Origin of the sequence: Clostridium sp. AF27-5AA, assembly GCF_003478415.1 — a bacterium.
Lineage (GTDB): Bacteria > Bacillota > Clostridia > Lachnospirales > Lachnospiraceae > Otoolea > Otoolea fessa.
Genome location: NZ_QUFH01000009.1, coordinates 91,927 through 115,378, shown reverse-complemented (window position 1 = coordinate 115,378; position 23,452 = coordinate 91,927). Strand labels below are relative to the sequence as shown.

Here is a 23,452-nt window from a genome sequence, read left to right as displayed (position 1 = left end):
CTGAACAGTTACTAATATTTTATAGTAAATGAGAACGGTTTACTACTTTTTCGGTAATGAAAAGTCTATAAAACAATGGCTGGCGGGTGTGATGCCAGAGAGTTAGAATGTTCTATTTGCATGATTTCAAAGTCATAAAATAAATACGTATTATAAGTGGAAGAAATCAGCTTGGCTAGTGAAATAAAAGCTGCCGTTTGCATCATACGTGTAAATGGCAGCAAATATGATTCCCAGGTCGGGCACAGGAGGAATGAATCTATGGGTAAAACACAGTATGATGCGGACAGCATAACAGTTCTGGAGGGGCTGGAGGCTGTCCGTAAGCGTCCTGGTATGTATATAGGAAGTGTGGGAACGAAGGGACTGAATCACCTGATCTATGAGATTGTGGACAACTCGGTCGATGAGCACCTGGCGGGCGCCTGTTCCCAGATCCGCGTGACGCTGGAGGCGGACGGCTCCTGCACCGTCCGGGACAATGGACGCGGTATTCCGGTGGAGATGCATAAAAAGGGTGTGGCGGCGGAGCGAATCGTACTCTCGACCCTGCACGCGGGCGGCAAGTTTGACAACAATGCGTACAAGACGAGCGGTGGTCTGCACGGCGTCGGTTCGTCGGTTGTCAATGCCCTCTCAGCGCATCTGGAGGTCAATGTATATAAGAATGGACAGATCCATCACGATGCATATGAGCGCGGCATCCCGACGGTTGAGCTGATCGATGGTCTTCTGCCGGTGGTTGGAAAGACAAGAGAGACCGGAACGGAGATCAATTTCCTGCCGGATCCGGAGATTTTTGAGAAAACGCGGTTCAAGGCGGACTGGCTCAAGAGCCGCCTGCATGAGACGGCATATCTGAACCCGAAGCTGACGATTCTTTATGAGAATAAGCGGGCAGGCGAGGCTGAAAAGGTGACTTATTCGGAGCCGGACGGCATCGTGGCGTATGTGCGCGAGCTGAACAGCACGAAGACGCCGATTCATGATCCGATTTATTTTAAGGGCGTCAGCGACCAGATCGAGGTTGAAGTGGCGTTCCAGTTTGTTGATGCATTTGAGGAAAATGTACTCGGCTTCTGCAACAATATTTTTACACAGGAGGGCGGCACGCATCTGGCGGGCTTTAAGACGCGTTTTACCCAGATGATCAACAGCTATGCGAAAGAGCTGGGAATCCTGAAGGAAAAAGATACAAAATTTACAGGACCGGATACGAGAAACGGCATGACGGCGGTTGTGGCGGTCAAGCATCCGGATCCGATCTTTGAGGGGCAGACGAAGACAAAGCTGGCGAGTGCCGATGCGACAAAAGCGGTGTTCAGCGTGACAGGGGACGAGCTGCAGCTTTATTTTGACCGGAATTTAGAGGTATTGAAGGCGATCATCGCCTGTGCGGAGAAATCTGCAAAGATCCGGAAGGCAGAGGAACGTGCCAAGACCAATATGCTGACGAAATCCCGTTTTTCCTTTGACAGCAACGGAAAGCTGGCAAACTGTGAGAGCCGCGAAGCGGAGAAATGTGAGATTTTCATTGTCGAGGGAGATTCCGCGGGCGGTTCAGCTAAGATGGGACGAAACCGCCGCTATCAGGCGATCCTGCCGATCCGGGGCAAGATTTTAAATGTGGAGAAAGCTTCGATGGACAAGGTGTTGGCGAATGCTGAGATCAAGACGATGATCAATGCGTTCGGCTGCGGCTTTTCGGAAGGATATGGCAATGATTTCGATATTGCGAAGCTGCGTTACCACAAGATCGTCCTGATGACGGATGCCGATGTGGACGGAAGCCATATTGATACGCTGCTTCTGACTTTCTTATACCGTTTTATGCCGGAATTGATTCAGAACGGGCACGTATATATTGCGATGCCGCCGTTATTTAAGGTGATTCCGAAAAAGGGAAAAGAAGAGTATCTATACGATGAGAAAGCATTGGAGCGCTACCGCAGAACCCACACAGGGGAATTTACTCTGCAGCGCTACAAAGGTCTGGGCGAGATGGATGCGGAACAGCTCTGGGAGACGACGTTAAACCCGGAGAACCGTGTGCTCAAGCGTGTGGAGATCGAGGATGCCCGGATGGCGTCGGAGATCACGGAGATGCTGATGGGAAGCGACGTGCCGCCGAGACGGCAGTTTATCTACGATCACGCGGATGAGGCGGAGATAGATGCTTAATAGAAAGATTATGAGTGACTGTGAAGGCACTGAACAGTTACGATTATGAAAGTATATGACAGGAATTTAGGAGATAGAAAATAGAATGGCTGAAACGATCATTACGACAGAATATTCAGAGGAAATGCAGCGCAGCTATATGAACTACTCGATGAGTGTCATCACGGCCCGCGCCATCCCGGATGCAAGGGATGGTTTGAAACCGGTACAGCGCCGCGTTCTTTACGATATGGGGGAGCTGCATCTGGGGCATGACAAGCCGCATCGGAAATCGGCGCGTATCGTCGGTGATACGATGGGTAAATACCACCCGCACGGCGACAGCTCGATCTATGAGACGCTGGTCGTGCTTTCCCAGAGCTTTAAGAAGGGAATGCCGCTGGTAGACGGACATGGAAACTTTGGTTCCATCGAGGGCGACGGGGCGGCGGCAATGCGTTACACGGAGGCGCGTCTCCAGAAGTTTGCGGAGGAAGTGTATTTAAAGGATCTGGACAAGACCGTCCGGTTTGTGCCGAACTACGATGAGACGGAGAAAGAGCCGGAGGTTCTGCCGGTCCGCGTGCCGAATCTGCTGATCAACGGTGCCGAGGGAATTGCGGTGGGCATGAGCACCAGCATTCCGCCGCACAATCTGGGCGAGGTCATCGATACGGTGATGGCGTATATCGATCAGCCGGAGATGGAGACGGAAGCGCTTCTGAGCGTCTTAAAGGGACCGGATTTCCCGACCGGCGGCATCATTGCGAATAAGAGTGAACTTCCGGCGATCTATGAGACAGGAACGGGGCGCATTAAGCTGCGTGCCCGGATGGAGGTGGAGCTTGGAAAACGCCGTTCTGACCGGGACAAGCTGGTGATCACGGAGATTCCGTACACGATGATCGGCGCTGGCATCAATAAATGTCTGTCGGATATCGCAGATCTGGTTGAGTCCAAGAAACTTGCCGATGTGGTGGATATTTCCAACCAATCGAATAAAGAAGGAATCCGGATTGTTCTGGAACTCAAGAAAGACGCGGATATTGAGAAAATCCAGAATATTTTGTATAAAAAGACAAAACTGGAGGATACGTTCGGTGTCAATATGCTGGCGATCGCGAATGGACGTCCGGAGACGCTGAATTTAAAGGGAATCTTAAAGAATTACCTGGATTTCCAGTATGAAAATAATACCCGCAAGTATCAGGTGCTTCTGGAAAAGGAGCAGGAGAAGAAGGAGATCAAGGAAGGTCTGATCACAGCCTGCGACTGCATCGATCTGATTATCGCGATCCTGCGCGGTTCGAAGAACCTGAAGGATGCAAAAGCCTGCCTGATGGAGGGCGATATTTCCAAAATCCAGTTCCGCACACCGGGCTTTGAGGAAGATGCCAAGAAGCTTCATTTTACAGAAAAACAGGCATCTGCGATTCTGGAAATGCGTCTTTACAAGCTGATCGGCCTGGAGATCTTAGCACTCCAGAAAGAGTACAAAGAGACACTCCGAAAGATCAAAGAATATCAGAAGATTCTCGGCAGCCGTGAGGCGATGGACGAGGTGATTAAAGAAGATCTGCAGTCAATCAAGGAAGAGTTTGCGGTGGAACGCCGTACGAAGATCGAGGATGGACGCGAGGCGGTGTATGACGAGGCGGCGGAGAGCGCCAGACCGGGTGTGTTCGTGCTGGACAAGTTTGGATACTGTAAGATTCTTGAACCGTCGATCTACGAGCGGAACCGGGAGACAGTGGACACGGAGAATGTGTATGTACTGCCGTGCCATACGACGGATAAGATCGGATTATTTACGGATCTGGGTGCATTCCATCAGGTGAAGGTGACCGAGATTCCCTTTGGAAAGCTGCGCGATAAGGGGGTGCCGATCGATAACCTGAGTAAATTTGATGCCACCAAAGAACGTCCGGTCTGTGTGGTGAATGCGGCGCAGTTAAAGGGACAGAAGCTATTATTTGCAACGAAGGATGCGATGATTAAGATCGTGCCCGGCGGGGAATTTGAGACAAATAACCGAACAGTGGCGGCGACCAAGCTGCAGGAGAATGATATGCTTCTCTCGGTACAGCCGGCGGACGGCATGAAAGAGGCGGTCATCCAGACGACCAGCGGTATCTTCCTGCGATTCCCGATCGAGGAGATATCGGAGATGAAGAAGAATGCGAAAGGTGTGCGCGGTATCAAGCTGGGGCGTACCGAGTCGCTGGAGACAATCCATCTGCTGGACGGCACTGAGGACGATCCGATCGTTATGTATAAAGAAAAACCGGTTCATTTGAGCCGTTTGAAAATAGGGCACCGCGATGGCAAGGGAAGCCGGGCGAGAAGCTAGAATCAAACAGAAAGATTCCGAGAGTACATTTACGAAAAAAGGAGGTATTTCATATGGCTGAACTTCAGAACACACCGACCCCTCATATCGGGGCAAAGCAGGGCGAGATTGCGGAGACGATTCTGCTTCCGGGCGATCCGCTGCGGGCAAAGTATATCGCAGAACATTTTCTGACGGATGCAAAACAGTTCAATACAACGAGAAATATGTACGGTTATACCGGCTATTATCAGGGCAAACGCGTGTCTGTCATGGGAACCGGCATGGGCTGTCCGTCGATGGGAATTTATTCGTATGAGCTGATTCATTTTTATGGATGCAGGAATCTGATTCGGATCGGAACTGCCGGTGCGCTGCGTCCGGAGGTAAAGGTGCGCGAGCTTATTTTTGCGATGGGCTCCTGTACGACATCCAACTATGTAAAACAGTTCCGCCTGCCGGGGGATTATTCCTGCGTGTGCAGCTATGAGCTGCTGGAAAAGGCGGTTGAGTCTGCGAAAAAGAGAAATTTAAAATATCATGTCGGTAATATTTTGTGTTCCGATATGTTCTACAACCCACCGCTTGAGCCGACCGGAACTACCTGGGCGCAGATGGGCGTGCTGGCGGTGGAGATGGAGTCGGCGGCACTTTACAGCAACGCTGCCTATGCGGGCGCAAATGCGATCTGTATCCTGACCGTATCGGATTCGGCAGTGACCGGAGAGGCAACGACGGCAGAAGAACGCGAGAAGACGTTTACCAATATGATGGAAGTGGCGCTGGCTCTGGTGTAAGTGCTAAGCTGGTAAAATAAAAGTAGAATTTGAAGGTTACTGTTTATGGGTAGGCACTTTTGGAACCGAAAGTGCCGTAAGAAAACGTGGTGGCAGCAGGAAGAGAAAACAGGAGAGAACAATGATAGGAATTGCTCCACAGGAGTGGAAAACAGATCTTCCGGAGTTTTGTGAAAAAACGAGGGATTTTTATGCAGGAAAGATGGATAAGGGCTCATATAAGGGCTTTTCAGGACGTTACGGCAGTTATGCACAGAAAGGCGGCGCGGCGAGCATGCTGCGTCTGCGTATGACGGCAGGATGTGTGTCGAAGGAGAAGCTTGCATTTATCGCAAAGGCAATCCGTGCATATCAGGTAAATATGGTACATTTTACGACTTGTGAGAGCGTGCAGTTTCACAATCTGGATGAGAAATCAGTCTGTGAATTGATGGAGCAGGCACTCGATGCCGGGATCGTGACGATGGGCGGCGGCGGGGATTTTCCGCGAAATGTGATGTGTTCTCCGCTTTCCGGTGTGGAAGTGGGCGAATATTTCGACGTTATGCCGTGGGCGAAGGCGGCGGGAGAATACCTGATGACCTTCATCAATGCGGAAAAGATGCCGCGCAAGCTCAAGGTCTGTTTCTCTAATTCACCGGCGAATGTGACGCACGCGACCTACCGAGATCTGGGATTTGCGGCTTGCCCGGACGGAACGTTTGAGGTGTACAGTGCAGGCGGTCTGGGAAACAATCCGCAGTTTGGCGTTAAAGTTGCCGAGGGCGTTGCGCCGGAGAAGATTCTTTATTACATTAAGGCGATGTGGCTGACATTCCGGGCATATGGCAATTACGAAAACCGCGGAAAAGCGCGTACCCGGTATATGCAGGAAGCACTCGGCGGAGCGGAAAATTACCGGAAGGCGTATCAGGAGAAGCTTCAGGAGGTACTGGCATCCGGGGAGCAGCTGGATCTTTCCCGCGAGGAAGTGATGGCAGCGGCAGGAATAAAAGAAAAGCAGAGCAAAACAGGCGATGGAAGCAGCGCGTCGGGAGAACGTGTGCTGGAGCAGAAACAGCCGGGACTTTATACGGTTATCTGGCATCCGATTGGCGGACAGCCGCGCCCGGAGACGCTGGCAGCCCTGGGAGAACTGATGCAGACGATTGACGGCACAGAGCTTCGCCTGGCACCGGATGAAACTGCGTACATCATTAATTTGACCGGAGCAGAAGCAGAGAAGATTCTGGAGGCGACGAAGGAGACGGCTCAGACAAAGTTTGAGACATCGGTAAGCTGTATCGGTGCGTCGATCTGTCAGGTTGGTGCACGCGATTCGCAAGCTCTGTTACAGGCGTGTGTAAAGGCGGTCGGGGAGGCACAGATCCCGGACGGCGCACTTCCGCAGATTCATATTTCCGGATGTCCGTCTTCTTGCGGTACCCACCAGACTGGACCGATGGGATTCCGCGGAGGCGTGCGGATGGCAGATGGCAAGGCTCAGCCGGCATTTGTATTTTATCTGGGCGGAAATGAGGTACAGGGAAAAGAGACGATGGGACGTGAGCTTGGCACGATGTTTGAGAGCGAGATTTCGTCGTTCTTAGTCAAACTTGGAAAAGAGATTGCGGCAAGGGGGCTTGATTTTGAGAGCTACCGGACGCAGTACCCGGATGGGATTGAGAAGGCTGCAGCGGAATACTTGGCTTAGAAGAACCTATTTTGAGTTAAAACATCGTTAAATCCGTGACAGACGTTATAAATTTATCAAATGTCCGTGAGTGACGTACAAATGTATTTTTCTTGCGGAAAAATGTTGATTTTTTGTTTGTTTTGTTATAGGATAGACAAGAATTACAGCGGCAGAGTGAAAACGTGTTGCAGAGCAGGAGCTTCCTATCCAAACTCCATCCTGCCATGAGAAGCTGAAAAAGCCGCTGTCAGAAGAGGAGAAAAACGATGAACATGGAAAAGAAATTACGTGTAGGCGTTCTGGGAGCAACGGGTATGGTAGGTCAGCGTTTCATCACGCTTCTGGCAAATCATCCGTGGTATGAGATTGCTGCGCTGGCAGCAAGCCCGCGTTCTGCAGGAAAAACATATGAGGAGGCAGTCGGCGGACGATGGAAAATGCAGACCCCGATGCCGGAGTGTGTGAAGAAGATGGTCGTTATGAACGTAAACGAGATCGAGAAGGTGGCATCCGAAGTTGATTTTGTGTTCAGCGCCGTAGATATGACAAAAGAAGAGATCCGTGCGATTGAAGATGCGTATGCAAAGACAGAAACACCGGTTGTTTCCAACAACAGCGCACACCGCTGGACACCGGATGTTCCGATGGTAGTGCCGGAGATCAATCCGGAGCACTTTAAGGTAATTGAGTTCCAGAAAAAACGTCTGGGAACCAAGAGAGGCTTCGTAGCGGTAAAACCGAACTGCTCCATTCAGAGCTATGCACCGGTTCTGACTGCATGGAAGGAATTTGAGCCATATGAGGTAGTAGCTACTACGTATCAGGCAATTTCCGGAGCTGGCAAGACGTTCAAAGACTGGCCGGAGATGGAAGGCAACATCATCCCGTACATCGGCGGTGAGGAGGAGAAGAGCGAGCAGGAGCCGCTTCGTCTCTGGGGCGAGATCAAGGACGGCGAGATCGTGAAGGCATCCGAGCCGGTGATTACCTGCCAGTGCATTCGTGTACCGGTTCTGGACGGACATACAGCAGCCGTATTTGTAAAGTTCAGAAAGAAACCAACCAAAGAGCAGCTGATCGAGAAGCTGGTTAATTTCAAGGGACTTCCGCAGGAACTGGAGCTTCCGAGCGCGCCGAAGCAGTTCATCCAGTATCTGGAAGAGGATAATCGTCCGCAGGTACAGCTGGATGTCAACTATGAGAAGGGCATGGGCGTATCGGTTGGTCGTCTGAGAGAAGACAAAGTATACGATTGGAAGTTTGTAGGTCTCTCCCATAACACACTGCGCGGCGCAGCCGGCGGTGCGGTACTGTGTGCAGAGCTTCTGACCGCACAGGGATATATCCAGGCGAAATAAAGAAGTGTGTGCAGAGAATCTGTGAAATAGAAAATTAAAACTGATAAAAGTAAGAACTGCCGCCCAGTGGCGGAGAAGCTGTTTGAAAAACGATGGCTGACTCTGCTCTGGAAGGCAGTTTTTATTTGTGTCATAGGAAACATGTGTGAACAGTGACGACTCTTGAAATTTTTATAATCAGATTTGGAAAAATGGGTGTGCATGAGGGGAAAAGTATTGTATACTTGTAACTGTTCAGTAGGTCTGCGCATTATAAATCAGCTATTTATAAGTTAGACAGATTTATTCTGACAAAAGTAAGCATAAAAATGCGAGAATATTTTCGGATTCTAAAAATTAAGGGGGATTTGGCATGGTTGAGAAGACAATCTTTGGAACAATGGAAGATGGCAGAGAGGTCAGCCGTTATACATTGACGAATCAGAATGGAGTTTCTGCATCCTTTTTAGATCTGGGTGCAATCTGGTCCACGATGCTGGTGCCGGATCGGAACGGAGAGATGGCGGATGTCCTGCTGGGACATGAAACAGTAGCAGACTGCCAGGTAAGCGATGGGCATCTGGGCGAGGCTGTTGGACGAAATGCAAACCGGATTGGCGGCGCGGCGTTTACGTTAAATGATAAAAAATACGAATTGACGGCGAATGATGGTCCGAACAACCTGCACAGCGGCATGGATTTTTACCGGAACCGTATCTGGGCGGCAGAATATGAGACGGGCGTTAATCAGGTTTCGTTTACACTGGAAAGCCCGGACGGCGATCAGGGATATCCGGGAAATGCCTCGATCCGTGTGACCTACACGCTGACAGATGAAAATGAAGTAAAGATTCATTACGAGGGAACCTGCGATCAGGATACCATTTTTAATATGACAAACCACGCGTATTTCAATCTGGCAGGCCATGAGAGTGGTCCGGCGCTTTCGCAGATGGTTTACATTGACAGTGATGCGATCACGGCGGTAGACAAGGTGCTGATCCCGACCGGTGAGATCCGCAAGGTAATGGGGACTCCGATGGATTTCTCAGATTTCAAGCCGATCGGACGTGATATTGAAGCGGATTACGATCAGTTAAAACTGGGCGGCGGCTACGATCATAACTGGATTCTCAACCATGAGTCAGGCGTATTCAGTCTGGCGGCGGCTGCGATCGACGAGGAGAGCGGGCGCAAGATGGAGGTATACACCGATCTGCCGGGAGTTCAGTTCTACACGGGCAATTTCCTGGACGGACAGGTTCCGGGTAAGGGCGGCATGAAGTATGTGAGACGCCAGGGATACTGCTTTGAGACGCAGTATTACCCGAATGCAGTCAACATGCCGGGATTTGCATCCCCGATCGTGAAAAAAGGCGAGAAATACGATACAACGACCAGTTACAAATTTATGACGGTTTAAATTTGTATTTGATTTGTGATCATTTTGACATAGGATAGAGATTGGCATGAGTGAGACAAACAACAAGGGAGTAAAAGTGCTGGCATCTGCCAGCCTTTTATTTGTAACAATTATCTGGGGCAGCGCGTTCGTTGTGATGAAAAATTCGATGGACGCGATCACACCTACATACCTTTTGGCGTACCGGTTTACGATCGCGGCGCTTGGGATGGCGGCTCTTTTCTGGAAACAGATCCGGGGAATGTCGATGCAGGAGTTTAAATGCGGCGCACTGGCGGGATTGTTTCTATTTATCAGTTATTATTTTCAGACGTATGGGCTGAAATACACGACCGCGAGTAAAAATGCGTTTATTACGACGTTGTATGTGGTGATCGTGCCGTTTCTGGCATGGGCGGTTAATCATGTGCGCCCGAAGGCAAATAACCTGATCGCAGCGGGATTTGCTGTTGTGGGATTGGCGCTTTTATCGCTGAAAGGCGATCTGTCGGTCAATTTTGGTGATTTCCTGACGCTGGTGTGCGGCATCTGCTTTGCGGTTCATATGATTTTTCTGGATCGCTTCACGGCATACTGCACTCCGATCCGCCTGACGGTCATGCAGATGGGAACAGCGGCGGCGTGTTCGTGGGTGCTGGGGCTTCTCACGGAAGGAGCGTTCCATCCGGAAGTATTTACACTGCCGGGAGTAGCAGTTTCGATGTTGTATCTGGGACTCGCATCCAGCATGCTCTGTTTTCTGCTTCAGACAGTGGGGCAGAAATATCTGAGCGCCAGCACATCCTCGATTCTACTGTCGTTTGAATCGGTGTTTGGGCTCCTGTTCTCTGTCTGGCTGCTGCATGAGGAGCTGACGTTGCGGATGCTAATTGGCTGTGCGCTGATGTTTGCGGCGGCGATTCTGGCGGAGTGGACGCCGAAGCGGAAAAGTAATTAGAGGAAATTAGGTAACTGTTCAGCAGGTCTGCGCATTTACTGCGCTGACCGTACGAAAACATGGGCCAGCAGACAAAAATCCCATTGCCGTAGGCAATTTTTAATGGATTTTTGCGCGTGACTGTGAAGGTACTGAACAGTTACGAAATTAGTAAGATAGGAGCAGAACAACGTGGCAAAATCGTTATTTATAGCCGAGAAACCGAGCGTGGCGCGTGAGTTCGCAAATGCACTCAAGGTAAATGGACGATCGGTGGATGGCTATATTGAGTCGGAAAATGCGGTTGTGACCTGGTGTGTTGGACATCTGGTCACGATGAGCTATCCAGAAGTATATGATATGAAATATAAGCGCTGGAGTCTGGAGACACTTCCATTTCTCCCGAAAGAATGGAAATATCAGGTTATCGACAGCGTGAAGAAACAGTTTGGAATCGTGAGCGGTCTCTTAAACCGGTCGGATGTAGATACAATCTACGTCTGTACCGACTCGGGACGGGAGGGAGAATATATCTACCGCCTCGTCGCGCAGATGGCTGGCGTGCAGGGCAAGAGACAGAAGCGCGTCTGGATCGATTCACAGACGGAGGAAGAGATTCTGCGCGGCATCCGCGAAGCGAAGGATCTGTCCGAATACGATCATCTGGCGGATTCGGCATATCTGCGGGCAAAAGAAGATTATCTGATGGGAATTAACTTTTCCCGCGCACTGACGTTGAAATATGGACCATCTGTTTCTAACTATATGCGAAGTTCTGACCGGACCGTGATCTCAGTCGGACGCGTCATGACCTGTGTCCTCGGTATGGTAGTCCGCCGGGAGAGGGAGATCCGGGAATTTGTCAAAACGCCATTTTACCGCGTGATCGGTACATTTGGACCGGCAGGCATCTCGATTGACGGCGAATGGCGGGCGGTGGAAGGAAGCCGTTACTATGGAACGCCGTGTCTGTATAAGGAAAATGGTTTTAAGGAGCGAAAGGACGCGGAGGCGCTGATTGCATGGCTGTGGGAACGCGAGAATGGAAGCGAAAATTCGGGAGTCATGCAGTCAGAGATCAGCGACGCAGAAAAAGCGGACGCGGGTTTAATGGGCGTATATAATACTTCGCAGGGAACCATTTTAAAAGTGGAAAAGAAAAAGGAAACCAAAAATCCACCTCTTCTCTATAACCTGGCGGAGCTCCAGAATGATTGTTCTAAAATGTTTAAAATCAGCCCGGATCAGACCCTGAAAGTGGTGCAGGAGCTGTACGAGCGAAAGCTGGTTACCTATCCGCGAACGGACGCGCGTGTGCTTTCAACGGCGGTGGCGAAGGAGATCAGCAAAAATATCGGCGGTCTGACGCATTATGAGCCGCTGGCGGCATTTGCATCGGAGGCGATGCAGGCAGGGCTGTGGAAGAACATAGCAAAAACGCGTTATGTCAATGATAAGCAGATTACCGATCACTACGCAATCATACCGACCGGACAGGGACTCGGCGCGCTGAGAAGTCTCCCGGAGTTGAACCGCAAGATTTACCAGGTGATTGTGCGCCGTTTCTTAAGCATCTTTTATCCGGCGGCGGTTTACCAGAAATATGCGGTTGAGATTGAGGTAAAAAGTGAACATTTCTTTGCCGGTTTCAAGGTATTGAAAGAAGCGGGATATCTCAAGGTGACGGAAATTCCGAAAAAGAAAAAGGACACCGCCGGGGAAAGTGTCGGCAGAACGAACCGCCTTGAACCAGGTATAGATGGAAATGATGCGGAAAATCCGGCAAGAGAAGCAGATGGAACAGACAGCAGCCAGCCAAAGGTAATTGACGCGTCCCACCCAGAGTTTATCCAGATGCTGGAACAGCTCAAAAAGGGGATGAAAGTGTCACTGGATGATTTGCAGATCAAAGAGGGCGAGACATCTCCGCCGAAGCGTTATTCCTCCGGTTCGATGATTCTGGCGATGGAAAATGCCGGTCAGCTTATCGAAGACGAAGAGCTGCGCGCCCAGATCAAGGGCAGCGGCATCGGAACGAGTGCAACCCGCGCGGAGATCCTGAAAAAGTTGTTCAACATCAAATACATGGCGCTCAACGAAAAAACGCAGGTCATCACGCCGACCTATCTGGGAGAACTGATTTATGAGGTCGTACACACATCCATGAAGCAGCTTCTCAACCCGGAGCTGACGGCAAGCTGGGAAAAAGGTCTGACCTATGTGGCAGAGGGCAGCATCACACCGGATGAATATATGCAGAAATTAGAGCGCTTCGTTATCGGACGCACTTACAATGCGGTTCATATGGGAAATGCGTATGGGCTGCGGCCGGCGTTTGATGCGGTTGCTGTGTTCTACCAGAATGCAGAGAAAGAGAAGAAGAGTTCGAGAAGTGCGAAGAGCGCGGGAAATATGAAAGCTGCAAGAGCGACAAAAGCTGGAACCAAATAGCTTATTTATAATAATAGAATCAATTGAATTTTAGGAAAGGCAATGATCATGAAAAAAGAAGAAATGAAAATCACAGAATTATATGATTTAACCCATACGCTGGCTTCAGATTATCTGAAACAGTTTACCTACCCGTGGGAGGCGCTGGCAGGTCTCAGTGATTTTATCATCGAATTGGGAAAGAGCCTGGATCCGGCAGAATATGAGAAAAGTGGTGAAAACATCTGGGTTCACAAGACAGCGAAGGTATTTGACAGCGCCTATCTGCACGGACCGGTCATCGTCGGCAAAGACGCTGAGGTGCGCCACTGTGCATTCATCCGCGGCAGCGCTCTGATCGGAGAAGGTGCAGTAGTCGGAAACTCCACTGAGCTTAAAAACGTCATCCTGTTCGATAAAGTACAGGTACCGCATTATAATTACGTTGGAGACTCCATCTTAGGCTATAAATCCCACATGGGTGCCGGTTCCATCACCTCCAACGTAAAATCCGATAAACTTCTGGTGGAAATCCACGCCGAAGACGGCAAGATCAAAACCGGACGCAAAAAAATCGGCGCCATGCTCGGTGATAACGTAGAAGTAGGCTGCGGCTCCATCCTAAATCCAGGCAGCATCATCGGACGCGGCACCAATATCTATCCGCTTTCCAGCGTGCGCGGCGGGGTAGATGCAAACTCCATTTATAAGAAGCAGGGAGAAATTGCTAAAAAAGAAGTGCGTTGACAAATCTCTATATTGAACGGTTTTTATACTAAATGAAACACATCCACCAGCAAAATCTCTGCCAGTCCATAATAAGTCACAACCGCTACCAGATCATTCACCGTCGTGATAAGCGGACCAGACGCAACTGCCGGGTCAACCTTCAGCTTGTGAAACAGCATCGGCACCAGTACGCCGACCAGGCTGGAGATTACCATTGCGGTCAGAAGAGAGATGCCGACACAGCCGGAAAGTGCAAACGAGAAGAAAAGACTCTTCTGCTTCATAATATGGATGAAAATGCCGATTACGACGAACGAAGCCGAGCCCAGCAGCAGTCCATTTAAAAATCCGATTCGCATTTCCTTGAATACAAATCCCAGCTTCTGCATCGCGGAGATATCCTCATCCATCAGGACACGGATGGTGACAGCCAGCGACTGGGTGCCGACATTGCCTGCCATGTCGAGGATCATCGACTGGAAGCAGATAAGAAGTGCGATACGGTCAACGATCGGCTCGAAAATGCCGACTACTGAGGAAACCCCCATGCCGAGGAAGAGTAGCAGCACCAGCCACGGGAGACGTTTTTTCAAACTCTGCAACAGTGGTTCGTGCAGATCCTCTTCCGAAGTAAGACCTGCCAGCTTTGCGTAGTCATCACCCATCTCGTCGTCGATCGCCTCGGCGATGTCCTCGTAAGTGATGGCACCGATGATCTTATGGTTCCGATCGAGTACAGGGATAGAATCCTCGCTGTAATCGATCAGCTCTTCCATACAGTCCGAAGATTTTTCATCCGCGTACACATACGGATAGGAGGTACTGATAATGTCCTCCAGCTTCATGTACTCACGGGCAGTGATTAAATCCTTCAGCTCGATCGCACCGAAATAGCGCCCATTTTCGTCTTCGACGTAGATGGTGTCGATGTTGTCGTTGTCCTCCGCCTGGGAGATCAGATGGCGCATTGCCTGCTTGATCGTACAGTTATTGGGAATGACGATGTAGTTGGTCGTCATCCGGCTACCGATCTGTTCCTCATCGTAGGAAAAGATCAGGTGGATATCATCCTTAGATTCCTGATCCATGCGCGCGATCAGGGCTTCTTTTTCCTCCGGATCTAAATTTTCGAGGATATCGACCGCCTCATCGGCATCCATCTCTGCCAGAACGGCTGCCGCCCGGTCAAGTCCCAGCTCATGCAGATAAGGCGCCGGTTCATCGAGATAGGTGAAAATCTCTGCCGTCATTTCCAGAGAGAGAATATTGTAGAGGCGTTTCCGGGTCGCAGTGTCCAGTGTTTCCAGAACCTCGGCAATATCGTTTGCATGGTAATTGTCGAGGTCATCCCGGATCACGCTTGCCGGTTTTCCGCTGCGGATGATCGCGCGGATATTTTCTTCAAAATTAGCATTATGCTCTGCGGTTGCGGCGATCGGAGCCGTTTCCGGGGAGCTTGTTTTCTTTTCGTCCATTTCTGGAGTCTGATTCATATTTGGTTCCCTCGCTTTCTGTCGTTCTATTTAATGCCGTTTGGGACGTACAGGGCGAGCAGTGCGGGGATAAAAAAATCCACCGCCAGTCGGGAACAGGATGAAATGCCGCAGATGGCAGTTTCAAACCCGCGCCAGGGCGATGGACAAATATATATGAAAACCAATCGTGCCGGGAAACGTTCAGCACTGAATCACCAGCCTGTTAAAGCAGGCGGAAATGTGCTGCCAGACAGCCCGATTCACACTCAAAAAGACCCTGCGGCAGACCAACAGTCTGGTACGCATGGTTGGAATTCATAGTTTGATTTTGCCCATCGCGACGACTTCGCCCGTTGCTGTCACAACTGTCCATGTGGTTCTCCTTTCTGAATTTTTAAAAATTGCAGTTTTATTAAAGCACGGAATTTCGTGAAAGTCAAGCCGGATTTTCCAGCACTCGGATGCCTTTTAAGATAAAGTCCTCTGTCAAGATTGCCATCTGTTCTGTGGATTCCTTCATGCCGCTTTCGATCCAGTACTGAACGGTACCGACACAGCCGGAAACGATAAAGGCGGAAAATGCCGCGAGCGTATCCGGATCGCTGGAACATTTGAGATCCAGCCAGCCTTTTAAACATTTATCGCTGACAATGCGTTTCAGGCGGTTGACAAAATTCAGATCACCGTTTTCTCCTATTAAGATAGAAACAATCTCTGCATTTTCCTGTACAAGAGGAAATAGTTCTGAGAGTGCGAGGGAAGGGCGCGCTACCAGTTCGGGAACGGGATGGTGCGTCAGGACAGACTCAACCTCCTCGATCAGTTCATTTTTGATCTGATCCATCAGGTCAAAGACATCTTTATAATGAAGATAAAAGGTGCCGCGGTTGATGTCAGCCATCTCGGCGAGTTCGCGCACCGTGATATCCTGAATTTTTTTTTCTTTGAGGAGGCGGGTTAAGCATTCTTTTAACTGGCGTCTCGTCTTTCGTACACGCCGGTCGAGTATTTCTTCTTTCATAGTGACTTCCTTTCTGAACGTTTCCAGACGGGGAAACGCCGTATGACTGTGTATCGGAGGCTGTGGATGAAGGGAGTGTTAAAAATAAGTAAAAATGGGCACACCAGATACAAAAAACAAACATAATGTGATGAAATGTTGATTAAAATACAACTGACGTAAAAATGATTATTGTATTCATTCGAACAACTTAGTATAATGCATTATAGTTCAAAAATGAACAAATGTCAATTAAACAGACATGAGTTGTATATGCTCTATTTTAGATGTAACTGTTCACTGCGAAGAAGTCTTTTGTATGGAACGTTTCACAGACGGCAGGAGTGGCTGACAATCGTGAAAGGAACGGCTATGAGAACCTGCAGCATATGCGAAAGCAAAAGGAAATAGATACGAAGGTGGAATCTGGTATGAAAAATTTTGTCATTACAATCGGAAGAGAGTTTGGAAGCGGCGGCCATAATCTGGGGAAGTCTCTGGCAAAGGAACTGGGAATTCCCTGTTATGACCGCCATCTGATAGAGGAAGCAGCGGTGTGCGGCGGATTTAAGATGGAGGAACTGGAAGAGGCGGACGAGATGAAGGCGAACCGTTTTCTTTTTAAGGTTCCGGCCAAGTGCAATCCGTTTACCGGTTATGGAAAGCCGATGAATGATACCTTGTTTGTCGTGCAGTCCCAGTTGATCCGGGAGTATGCGAAGAAAGGTCCATGCATTATCGTGGGACGCTGCGCTGACAAGATCCTGGAGGAGACAGAAGGGCTTATTTCTCTATTTATATATGCCCCGATGGAGGCGCGCGTGAAGGAGATTATGCGGCGTTACGAGACAGATGAAAAAGAAGCTGAATACCTGATCAAACAAGCGGATAAAATACGGAAAAATTATTATAATTTTTATGCAAAAAAGACATGGGCGGATAAAGCAAGTTATGATATGTTGATTGACAGCAGCCGGATCTCGGAAAAGGAGCTGGCGGCGATGCTCCGGGCACTTTTAACGGCACGGGGGGTGGAACTGGAAACAGATGGATCCGATCAATAAGCATAAAGAAGAGTGAGGACAGCGTATGAAGGACAGAAATTTGTGGATGAAGAAGGAAGAAAAGCGGACGGCGCCGGGGTTAAAAAGGGCGCTGAAAGCGGTTCTGGGACATAAGATAGTACGGCTGGCAGGAATCGCAGGAGTAAGTCTCCTTTTCTCAGCGTCTGCCGCCCAGACAGTGCTTGCGGATGATGCGGGTGTCTGGCAGCCGGTGGAGAATGGTTATTATCTGGTGGGAATGGACGGTTCTTACCTGACGGGCTGGCAGCAGATGGGCGGAAAATGGTACCTGCTCGGAGCAGACGGTTTGATGAAAACGGGCTGGGAGCAGGAAAAGGGAACCTGGTATTATCTGCAAGGGGACGGCGCGATGGCGACCGGCTGGCAGAATATCGACGGAAAATACTATTTCCTGAAAGACAGCGGCGCGATGGAGGGAACGACCTTCACAAAGGATGAGACGCAGTATACGATCAACGCGGACGGCAGCCTGGCGAACGCCAAAAAGAAGAAAAACACGGGCGGCGGCGCGTACACGCTGGCATTTCTGGATGCAGATACCCAGGCGATGGCGGACAGCTTAAATGAGCTGAAGGCGGACGCGTTTGACGGGGATGAGGAAGAAGATTACTATGACGATGACAAAAAAGATTACGATAAAGATGCCAGCTTTATTTTAAATGGAAAATTACAGCAGATCGCCGAACACCGCCTGGCGATGGCACGCAGTAAGGGTTATGGAAGCAGCCGGATCCCGGATGAAGGCACACTTGATGATTACCTCAAATCCATCGGGGAAAGCACTGCGAGACGTCATACGGAGATTTACCTCATCAACTGTGATGATGTGACGCAGGCAGAAGAAAAGCTTCTGCGTAATCACGACAGCGACGAGAAAAAGCGCGTGGACCGGGTGATTTATTATAAGGAAATGGGTGTTGCACATCAGCAGGTCGGCGATAAGCATTATTATATGATTATTTTGATGCGGTAAGGATCGCAATCATTGTATGACAGGAGCAAGCAGGCATGAAACTGAAATTTTTACATAAACGCAAAGAAGAAAAACAGACGGAAAAAGAAGCCTTCTCCCTGCCGAAATTCATCATTGAGCGGAGCAGGGCGATCGAGATTGTCTTTCTGGTTCTGGTGCTGATATCAGCGCTCATGGCGCCGTTTGTCGAGATCAACTATGATCTGACGGAATACCTGCCGTCGACCGTCCAGTCCAAACAGGGACTGGACCTGATGGAAGAGAAATTCGGCTACCCCGGCACGGGGCGCATCATGATTGATGATGTTTCGCTTTATGAGGCGAAAGCCTACAAGGATAAAATAGAGGCGTTGGACGGAGTCGATCAGGTCATGTGGCTCGATACATCGACCAGCGTATACGCGGCGGACGCATTTATCAACTTTAATAGTGTTGATGAGTATTACAAGGATAATACGGCGGTTATGGATATTGTTTTTGTAAACGGCGACACGGATAAGAGGACGTCCCAGACGATCGATGAGATCAAGGACATTCTCGGAGACAAGGGACATTACGTCGGCATGGCGGTTCAGAACAAATCGCTGCAGGAAAATGTTTCGAGCGAGATGAAGCTGATTATGACGCTGGCGGTCGTGGTTATTTTCCTGATTCTGACCGTGACGACGAACTCCTGGTTTGAACCGGTGCTGTATCTGACGGTCATGGGCGTGGCGATCGTCCTGAACAAAGGAACGAACCTGTTTATCGGGCGGATATCCTTTTTGACGAACAGTGTGTCGGCGGTCCTGCAGCTCGCCTGCTCGATGGATTATTCGATTTTCTTAAGCCACGCGTTTGCGAGGGAAAAGGCAAAGGGACTGGATCAGATGACCGCGTTAAGCAACGCGATCAATGAGGCATTAAACTCCATTTTCGCCAGCAGCCTGACGACGATCGTCGGATTTATCGTTCTGTGTTTTATGAAGTTTAATATCGGATTTGATATGGGACTCGTGCTGGCAAAAGGTATTGTCCTGAGTCTTCTGACAGTGGTGTTTTTTATGCCGGCGATGATTCTGCGTATGACGCCGATGATTGAGAAAACATCCCATCGTTCGTTCCTGCCGTCGTTTGATAAGCTCAGCCACGGTATCTACAACAGCCGCCGCATCGTGCTGATTCTGATTGCGGTGCTGGCGATCCCGGCATACACGGCGCAGAGCATGAACGATTTCCTCTACGGAAATGACGCGGTCGGCGCCAGCGAGGGAACGACGGTATATGAGGATGATGAGCTGATCACAGCGAAATTCGGACGAAGCAATATGATGATGGCAATCGTGCCGGATACTTCTTTTATCAAGGAAAAACAGTTCACGGATGAGCTGGAAGACCTGCCGTACATGAAGAGTGTAACGTCCTTGTCCGGGCAGCTCCCGGAGGGCGTACCGGAAGATTTCCTTCCGTACAGCATCACAAGCCAGTTACATAAAAAAGATTATGCGAGAATCCTTATTTACGTTAAGAGTAAGGGCGAGAGCAAGCTGGCGTACCAGTGCTCGGATGAGATCCAGGCGATCATGAAGAAATATTATCCGGAAAATTCGTATCTGGTCGGCACAACACCGTCCACACAGGACATCCAGACGACGATCACGAAGGATTACAGCCGTGTCAATGTGATGTCGCTGATCGGCGTATTTGTGGTTGTCATGTGGAGTTTTAAATCACTGATTATTCCGCTCCTTATCATGATTCCGATTGAGGTCGCGATTTTCGTCAATATGGCGGTACCGTACATCGTCGGAGACACGATGATTTTCATTGGTTACATTATCGTAAGCTGTATCCAGCTGGGCGCGACCGTCGATTATGCGATTCTGACGACGAACAATTATCTGGAATGCCGCAAGACGATGGATAAGAAGGAAGCGGCGATCGGGGCGCTGAATCTTGGTATTCCGGCGATTCTGACATCCGGTTCGATCCTGACCTGTGCCGGATATATTGTATACAAGGTATCGAGTGTCGCGGCGATCGGCGATCTGGGACATTTGATTGGACGGGGGGCTCTGATTAGTATGCTTTTTGTCTGCTCCCTGATGCCGGCATTTCTGGTATTGTTTGATCATATCCTGATGCAGAACGAATTTGAGAGGATTCATCTGTTTTTCAAAAAACGGCGCGAACGCCGCCATGCCCGTATGAAACGGGCGGCAAGACGCGTGGCTGGTGCCGTGTGGAAAGGGAAAAAGCCGCTGGTGGATTCAGTTACGTCGAAAAGAAAACAATTCGAAGCTGAAACGAAAGCGCTGGAAGATACAGAAATAACAGAGACGGGCGGTCCTCAAGAGAAAACAGATTCCGATGCGGAGGCGCGGGAGAAACACAGAAGAAAGCTCCGGCTACTTGGAAAAGTGAGAGAACGAAGAAAAGACCGGAAACGGAAGATGACAGAAAAAAGGGAGGCTGGAAGCCATGAAGAAGATCATTAGAAGAGGAGCGGCGGCGACGCTGGCAGCGGTTACGCTGGTAACGAGTGCGGCAGTTCCTGTCCGGGCGGCTGCACCAAGAGTTCAGGTAGATGAAACGATGTATGTCAATCTGGACTATTATGGAACGGCAACGCAGATCAATGTGGTCAAAGGCTGTACCACGAATGGATTGACCGAATATACCGATTATGGTACCTATGACAAGGTGGTCAACATGACGGACGACACGGCGCCGGAAATTGGCGATGGAACCGTCACATGGAAACTGCCGGAGAAGAATTCGCGTTTTTATTATCAGTGTACGATGCCGAAAAACAGCGTCGATCTGCCGTGGACGTTTGACGTTTCCTATAAACTTAATGGAGTGGAAGCGGATGCATCCAAACTGGCGGGGGCGTCTGGTCTGGTTGAGGTCAATGTAAAGGCGACCCCGAATGAGAAGGCGAAGGCGTATTATAAAAATAATATGGTGTTGACCGTGTTGGTGCCGGTGGATATGGAGAAATGCTATAGTGTCGATGCGTCGGGCGCGCAGGTGCAGTCGGTTGGAAGCTATCAGGCGGCAATGTTTGCGGCGCTTCCGGGCGAGGACGGCGATTTTACAGTCCGGGTCGGCACGGATAATTATGAGAATATCGGAGTCATTATGATGATGGTTCCGGGGACCCTGGATGAGCTGAACCGCATCAAGGATCTGAAAGAGGCGAAAGATACCTGGCGCGAGGATGGAAACAAGATGTATGACAGCATGAATGCGCTGTTAAAGACGATGGAATCCATGAAGTCGGATGTTTCCGGCGTGAAAGGCGGTCTGGCAAATCTCGATCGGGCGCGTGGAACCGTCAGTGCTAACCGGAAACAGATCGAGGCGCTCTCGACACAGGCGCTTGCCGATCTGCAGGCAGTCACGGATCAGACGACGGTCATGATTCCGTATTTACAGACGGCGCGCGATGCGGTGACGGATATTAACAGCAACACACAGGCGCTTTCCAATACGATGGAAGATATGCAGGATGAACTGGATCGCCTGTATGACCGCCTGGGAAGTCTGAGCAAATCGCTCCGGTCGGCTTCGGATGAATTAAATAAGGGTCTTGTCAGTCAGCAGACGCAGGATGCGATCGAGAAAGATATTGTCCAGCGGACGGCGGAAGTCCAGAAAATTTTGGAAGAACTCGATAAACTTCTGGGACAGGGAAATACCTCCCTGGCGGTGACAGAACAGGGGATTGGAAGCCTGAATCAGAGTTTAGCCACGTTAGACGGCATGAAGCTGAAACGGATCCGCAAGATGAAGAGTGCGGAGAAGGAAGAGACATCTGTATCGTCGGAGGCGGCATCTGGAAACGGAAATGGTCAGACAGCGGGGGCGGCTGGCAGCGCAGATATCACGGATTCTGCAGGTGCCGCCGATCATGCAAAAACTACGGGTTCTGCAAATACCACGGATGACGCGGAAATGGCAGCAGGCACTTCGGCCTCTGGCTCAGCAGGAACAGAAAGTAAAGATTCGGCTGAACAGGAAGCAGCGGGCGCAGGCATAGCGTCTGGTGCAGCTGGTAACCAGGCGGAAAAAGCGGCTGAATCAGCGACAAAGACGGAAGAGAAGAATCCTGCTTCGACGGCAGACAAGGCAGAGACGGATTCTGCTAAGAATTCGGGTTCCGCTTCGGAAGACAACTCCTCGGGTCAGGATGCAGAGGTGAATGCATTTGGAACCGAGGTTTCTGCGGGAGCCCTGACAGCCGGACCGTCCGGCGAGCCGGGAAGCGGCGGTGTCAATGATGCGAGCTGGGAAGATGAGATTGGCAATGCAGAAGATGATGTAGAGGAGGCGCTGGAGTCTCTGTCAGCGACTACTTATTCTGCGGATGCTGCAAGTCTGGTGGAAGAGACGAAGGGCATTTTCCAGAAAGTGGAGCAGGCGCAGAAAACTGCGAAAACGATTGTGAATAAAGTGAATGGTGCGTTCAAGACGGCGGGAGATATTACTGGCAAGACGGGTTCGACTTTATCGGCGCTCAGAAGTTCGACCGATGAACTGATTAATTTGCTGGATGATATGCGGGTCCTGATTGACACAACGGATAAATATGTGCCGACGATGCTGGATTCCCTGTCTGATTCTGAAGAACTGATGAACCGGCTGACCAGGGCACTTTATACCACACATGATATGCTCAGTCTTTTGAATGACACGCTGATTTCGGCAGGTGATTCGCTGGATGCCGGAACCAAGGCAACGCTGCAGGGCATGGAGAAGATTCTTGATAAGAACCTGACCCTGATCGATCAGCTTGCGGCGGTTCGGGAAGCGGGGGAAGACATGAAGAGTACGCTCGATGAGCAGATCGATAAGTTTGAGGATGAGAACAACTTCCTGAACATAGATCCGGAGGCGGAGAAGATTTCCTTTACCTCCTCGAAAAATCCGTCCCCGAACAGCGTGCAGATCGTCCTGCGGACCGATGAGATCAGCGATGATGATGAATCAACCGATATCTCCGATCAGGAGGCAGACGGCAGCAGTGAAGAAGGTCCGTTAAAACGGATGTGGAATGTGCTGGTGGCGATCGTGAAGGCGATTATTGAGATATTCCAGAATCGGTAAAAGATGCAGAATAAAAATAGATAAGAAAAAGA

At 50.0% G+C, this 23,452-nt stretch carries 15 protein-coding genes; 13 read left to right on the top strand and 2 right to left on the bottom strand.

Annotated features, from left to right (window positions below):
- The first annotated feature begins 261 nt into the window (after positions 1-261).
- The 9 genes from DWY89_RS10220 (at position 262) to DWY89_RS10180 (ending at position 13,814) form a co-directional block, all read left to right on the top strand.
- Positions 262-2,181 (top strand): DNA gyrase subunit B, encoded by a 1,920-nt coding sequence (locus DWY89_RS10220; protein ID WP_118523004.1) that lies wholly within the window; start codon positions 262-264, stop codon positions 2,179-2,181.
- An 85-nt stretch (positions 2,182-2,266) separates the two neighbouring features.
- On the top strand, positions 2,267-4,510 hold the full coding sequence (locus DWY89_RS10215; RefSeq protein WP_118468748.1) for a DNA topoisomerase (ATP-hydrolyzing): 2,244 nt from the start codon (positions 2,267-2,269) through the stop codon (positions 4,508-4,510).
- Between the two features lie 53 nt (positions 4,511-4,563).
- A complete protein-coding gene (deoD, locus tag DWY89_RS10210) occupies positions 4,564-5,286 on the top strand; it encodes a purine-nucleoside phosphorylase (RefSeq protein WP_118524660.1) in 723 nt (240 codons plus the stop codon).
- Between the two features lie 121 nt (positions 5,287-5,407).
- Entirely contained in the window at positions 5,408-6,979 is a 1,572-nt protein-coding gene (locus DWY89_RS10205) for a nitrite/sulfite reductase (RefSeq protein ID WP_118524057.1), read from the top strand.
- A 254-nt stretch (positions 6,980-7,233) separates the two neighbouring features.
- Complete coding sequence (gene asd, locus DWY89_RS10200) at positions 7,234-8,319, top strand: aspartate-semialdehyde dehydrogenase (protein ID WP_118524065.1); 1,086 nt, start codon at positions 7,234-7,236, stop codon at positions 8,317-8,319.
- 352 nt (positions 8,320-8,671) lie between these two features.
- Positions 8,672-9,721, top strand: coding sequence for an aldose epimerase family protein (locus DWY89_RS10195; RefSeq protein ID WP_118524058.1), 1,050 nt, complete (start codon positions 8,672-8,674; stop codon positions 9,719-9,721).
- A gap of 46 nt (positions 9,722-9,767) precedes the next feature.
- Positions 9,768-10,658 (top strand): DMT family transporter, encoded by an 891-nt coding sequence (locus tag DWY89_RS10190; protein WP_118524059.1) that lies wholly within the window; start codon positions 9,768-9,770, stop codon positions 10,656-10,658.
- Between the two features lie 171 nt (positions 10,659-10,829).
- Positions 10,830-13,088 (top strand): DNA topoisomerase, encoded by a 2,259-nt coding sequence (locus tag DWY89_RS10185; protein ID WP_118524060.1) that lies wholly within the window; start codon positions 10,830-10,832, stop codon positions 13,086-13,088.
- A gap of 48 nt (positions 13,089-13,136) precedes the next feature.
- Positions 13,137-13,814, top strand: a complete 678-nt coding sequence (locus DWY89_RS10180; protein ID WP_118524667.1) for a UDP-N-acetylglucosamine pyrophosphorylase — start codon at positions 13,137-13,139, stop codon at positions 13,812-13,814.
- A gap of 23 nt (positions 13,815-13,837) precedes the next feature.
- Here DWY89_RS10180 and mgtE read toward each other — a convergent pair whose 3' ends face one another.
- A complete protein-coding gene (gene mgtE, locus DWY89_RS10175; protein WP_242995717.1) occupies positions 13,838-15,289 on the bottom strand; it encodes a magnesium transporter in 1,452 nt (483 codons plus the stop codon).
- 418 nt (positions 15,290-15,707) lie between these two features.
- Positions 15,708-16,292 (bottom strand): TetR/AcrR family transcriptional regulator, encoded by a 585-nt coding sequence (locus DWY89_RS10170; protein WP_107000022.1) that lies wholly within the window; start codon positions 16,290-16,292, stop codon positions 15,708-15,710.
- A 410-nt stretch (positions 16,293-16,702) separates the two neighbouring features.
- Here DWY89_RS10170 and DWY89_RS10165 point away from each other — a divergent pair, with 410 nt between their 5' ends.
- From DWY89_RS10165 to DWY89_RS10150, 4 genes are read left to right on the top strand one after another with little or no spacing between them, the layout of a single operon-like run.
- The gene (locus DWY89_RS10165; RefSeq protein ID WP_118524061.1) at positions 16,703-17,335 is read left to right on the top strand and encodes a cytidylate kinase-like family protein; all 633 of its coding nucleotides are present in this window, start codon (positions 16,703-16,705) and stop codon (positions 17,333-17,335) included.
- A 25-nt stretch (positions 17,336-17,360) separates the two neighbouring features.
- Positions 17,361-18,329 (top strand): cell surface protein, encoded by a 969-nt coding sequence (locus tag DWY89_RS10160; protein ID WP_243022809.1) that lies wholly within the window; start codon positions 17,361-17,363, stop codon positions 18,327-18,329.
- A gap of 35 nt (positions 18,330-18,364) precedes the next feature.
- A complete protein-coding gene (locus DWY89_RS10155; protein ID WP_118524062.1) occupies positions 18,365-20,806 on the top strand; it encodes an MMPL family transporter in 2,442 nt (813 codons plus the stop codon).
- Positions 20,790-23,420 (top strand): hypothetical protein, encoded by a 2,631-nt coding sequence (locus DWY89_RS10150; RefSeq protein ID WP_118524063.1) that lies wholly within the window; start codon positions 20,790-20,792, stop codon positions 23,418-23,420. Before DWY89_RS10155 ends, DWY89_RS10150 begins: the two co-directional genes overlap by 17 nt.
- The last annotated feature ends 32 nt before the right edge of the window (positions 23,421-23,452 follow it).

Coding starts and splice junctions, on each gene's coding strand:
- DWY89_RS10220 (WP_118523004.1), top strand. CDS start 262: ATGGGTAAAACACAGTATGATGCGGACAGCATAACAGTTCTGGAGGGG.
- DWY89_RS10215 (WP_118468748.1), top strand. CDS start 2,267: ATGGCTGAAACGATCATTACGACAGAATATTCAGAGGAAATGCAGCGC.
- deoD (WP_118524660.1), top strand. CDS start 4,564: ATGGCTGAACTTCAGAACACACCGACCCCTCATATCGGGGCAAAGCAG.
- DWY89_RS10205 (WP_118524057.1), top strand. CDS start 5,408: ATGATAGGAATTGCTCCACAGGAGTGGAAAACAGATCTTCCGGAGTTT.
- asd (WP_118524065.1), top strand. CDS start 7,234: ATGGAAAAGAAATTACGTGTAGGCGTTCTGGGAGCAACGGGTATGGTA.
- DWY89_RS10195 (WP_118524058.1), top strand. CDS start 8,672: ATGGTTGAGAAGACAATCTTTGGAACAATGGAAGATGGCAGAGAGGTC.
- DWY89_RS10190 (WP_118524059.1), top strand. CDS start 9,768: ATGAGTGAGACAAACAACAAGGGAGTAAAAGTGCTGGCATCTGCCAGC.
- DWY89_RS10180 (WP_118524667.1), top strand. CDS start 13,137: ATGAAAAAAGAAGAAATGAAAATCACAGAATTATATGATTTAACCCAT.
- mgtE (WP_242995717.1), bottom strand. CDS start 15,289: ATGAATCAGACTCCAGAAATGGACGAAAAGAAAACAAGCTCCCCGGAA.
- DWY89_RS10170 (WP_107000022.1), bottom strand. CDS start 16,292: ATGAAAGAAGAAATACTCGACCGGCGTGTACGAAAGACGAGACGCCAG.
- DWY89_RS10165 (WP_118524061.1), top strand. CDS start 16,703: ATGAAAAATTTTGTCATTACAATCGGAAGAGAGTTTGGAAGCGGCGGC.
- DWY89_RS10160 (WP_243022809.1), top strand. CDS start 17,361: ATGAAGGACAGAAATTTGTGGATGAAGAAGGAAGAAAAGCGGACGGCG.
- DWY89_RS10155 (WP_118524062.1), top strand. CDS start 18,365: ATGAAACTGAAATTTTTACATAAACGCAAAGAAGAAAAACAGACGGAA.
- DWY89_RS10150 (WP_118524063.1), top strand. CDS start 20,790: ATGAAGAAGATCATTAGAAGAGGAGCGGCGGCGACGCTGGCAGCGGTT.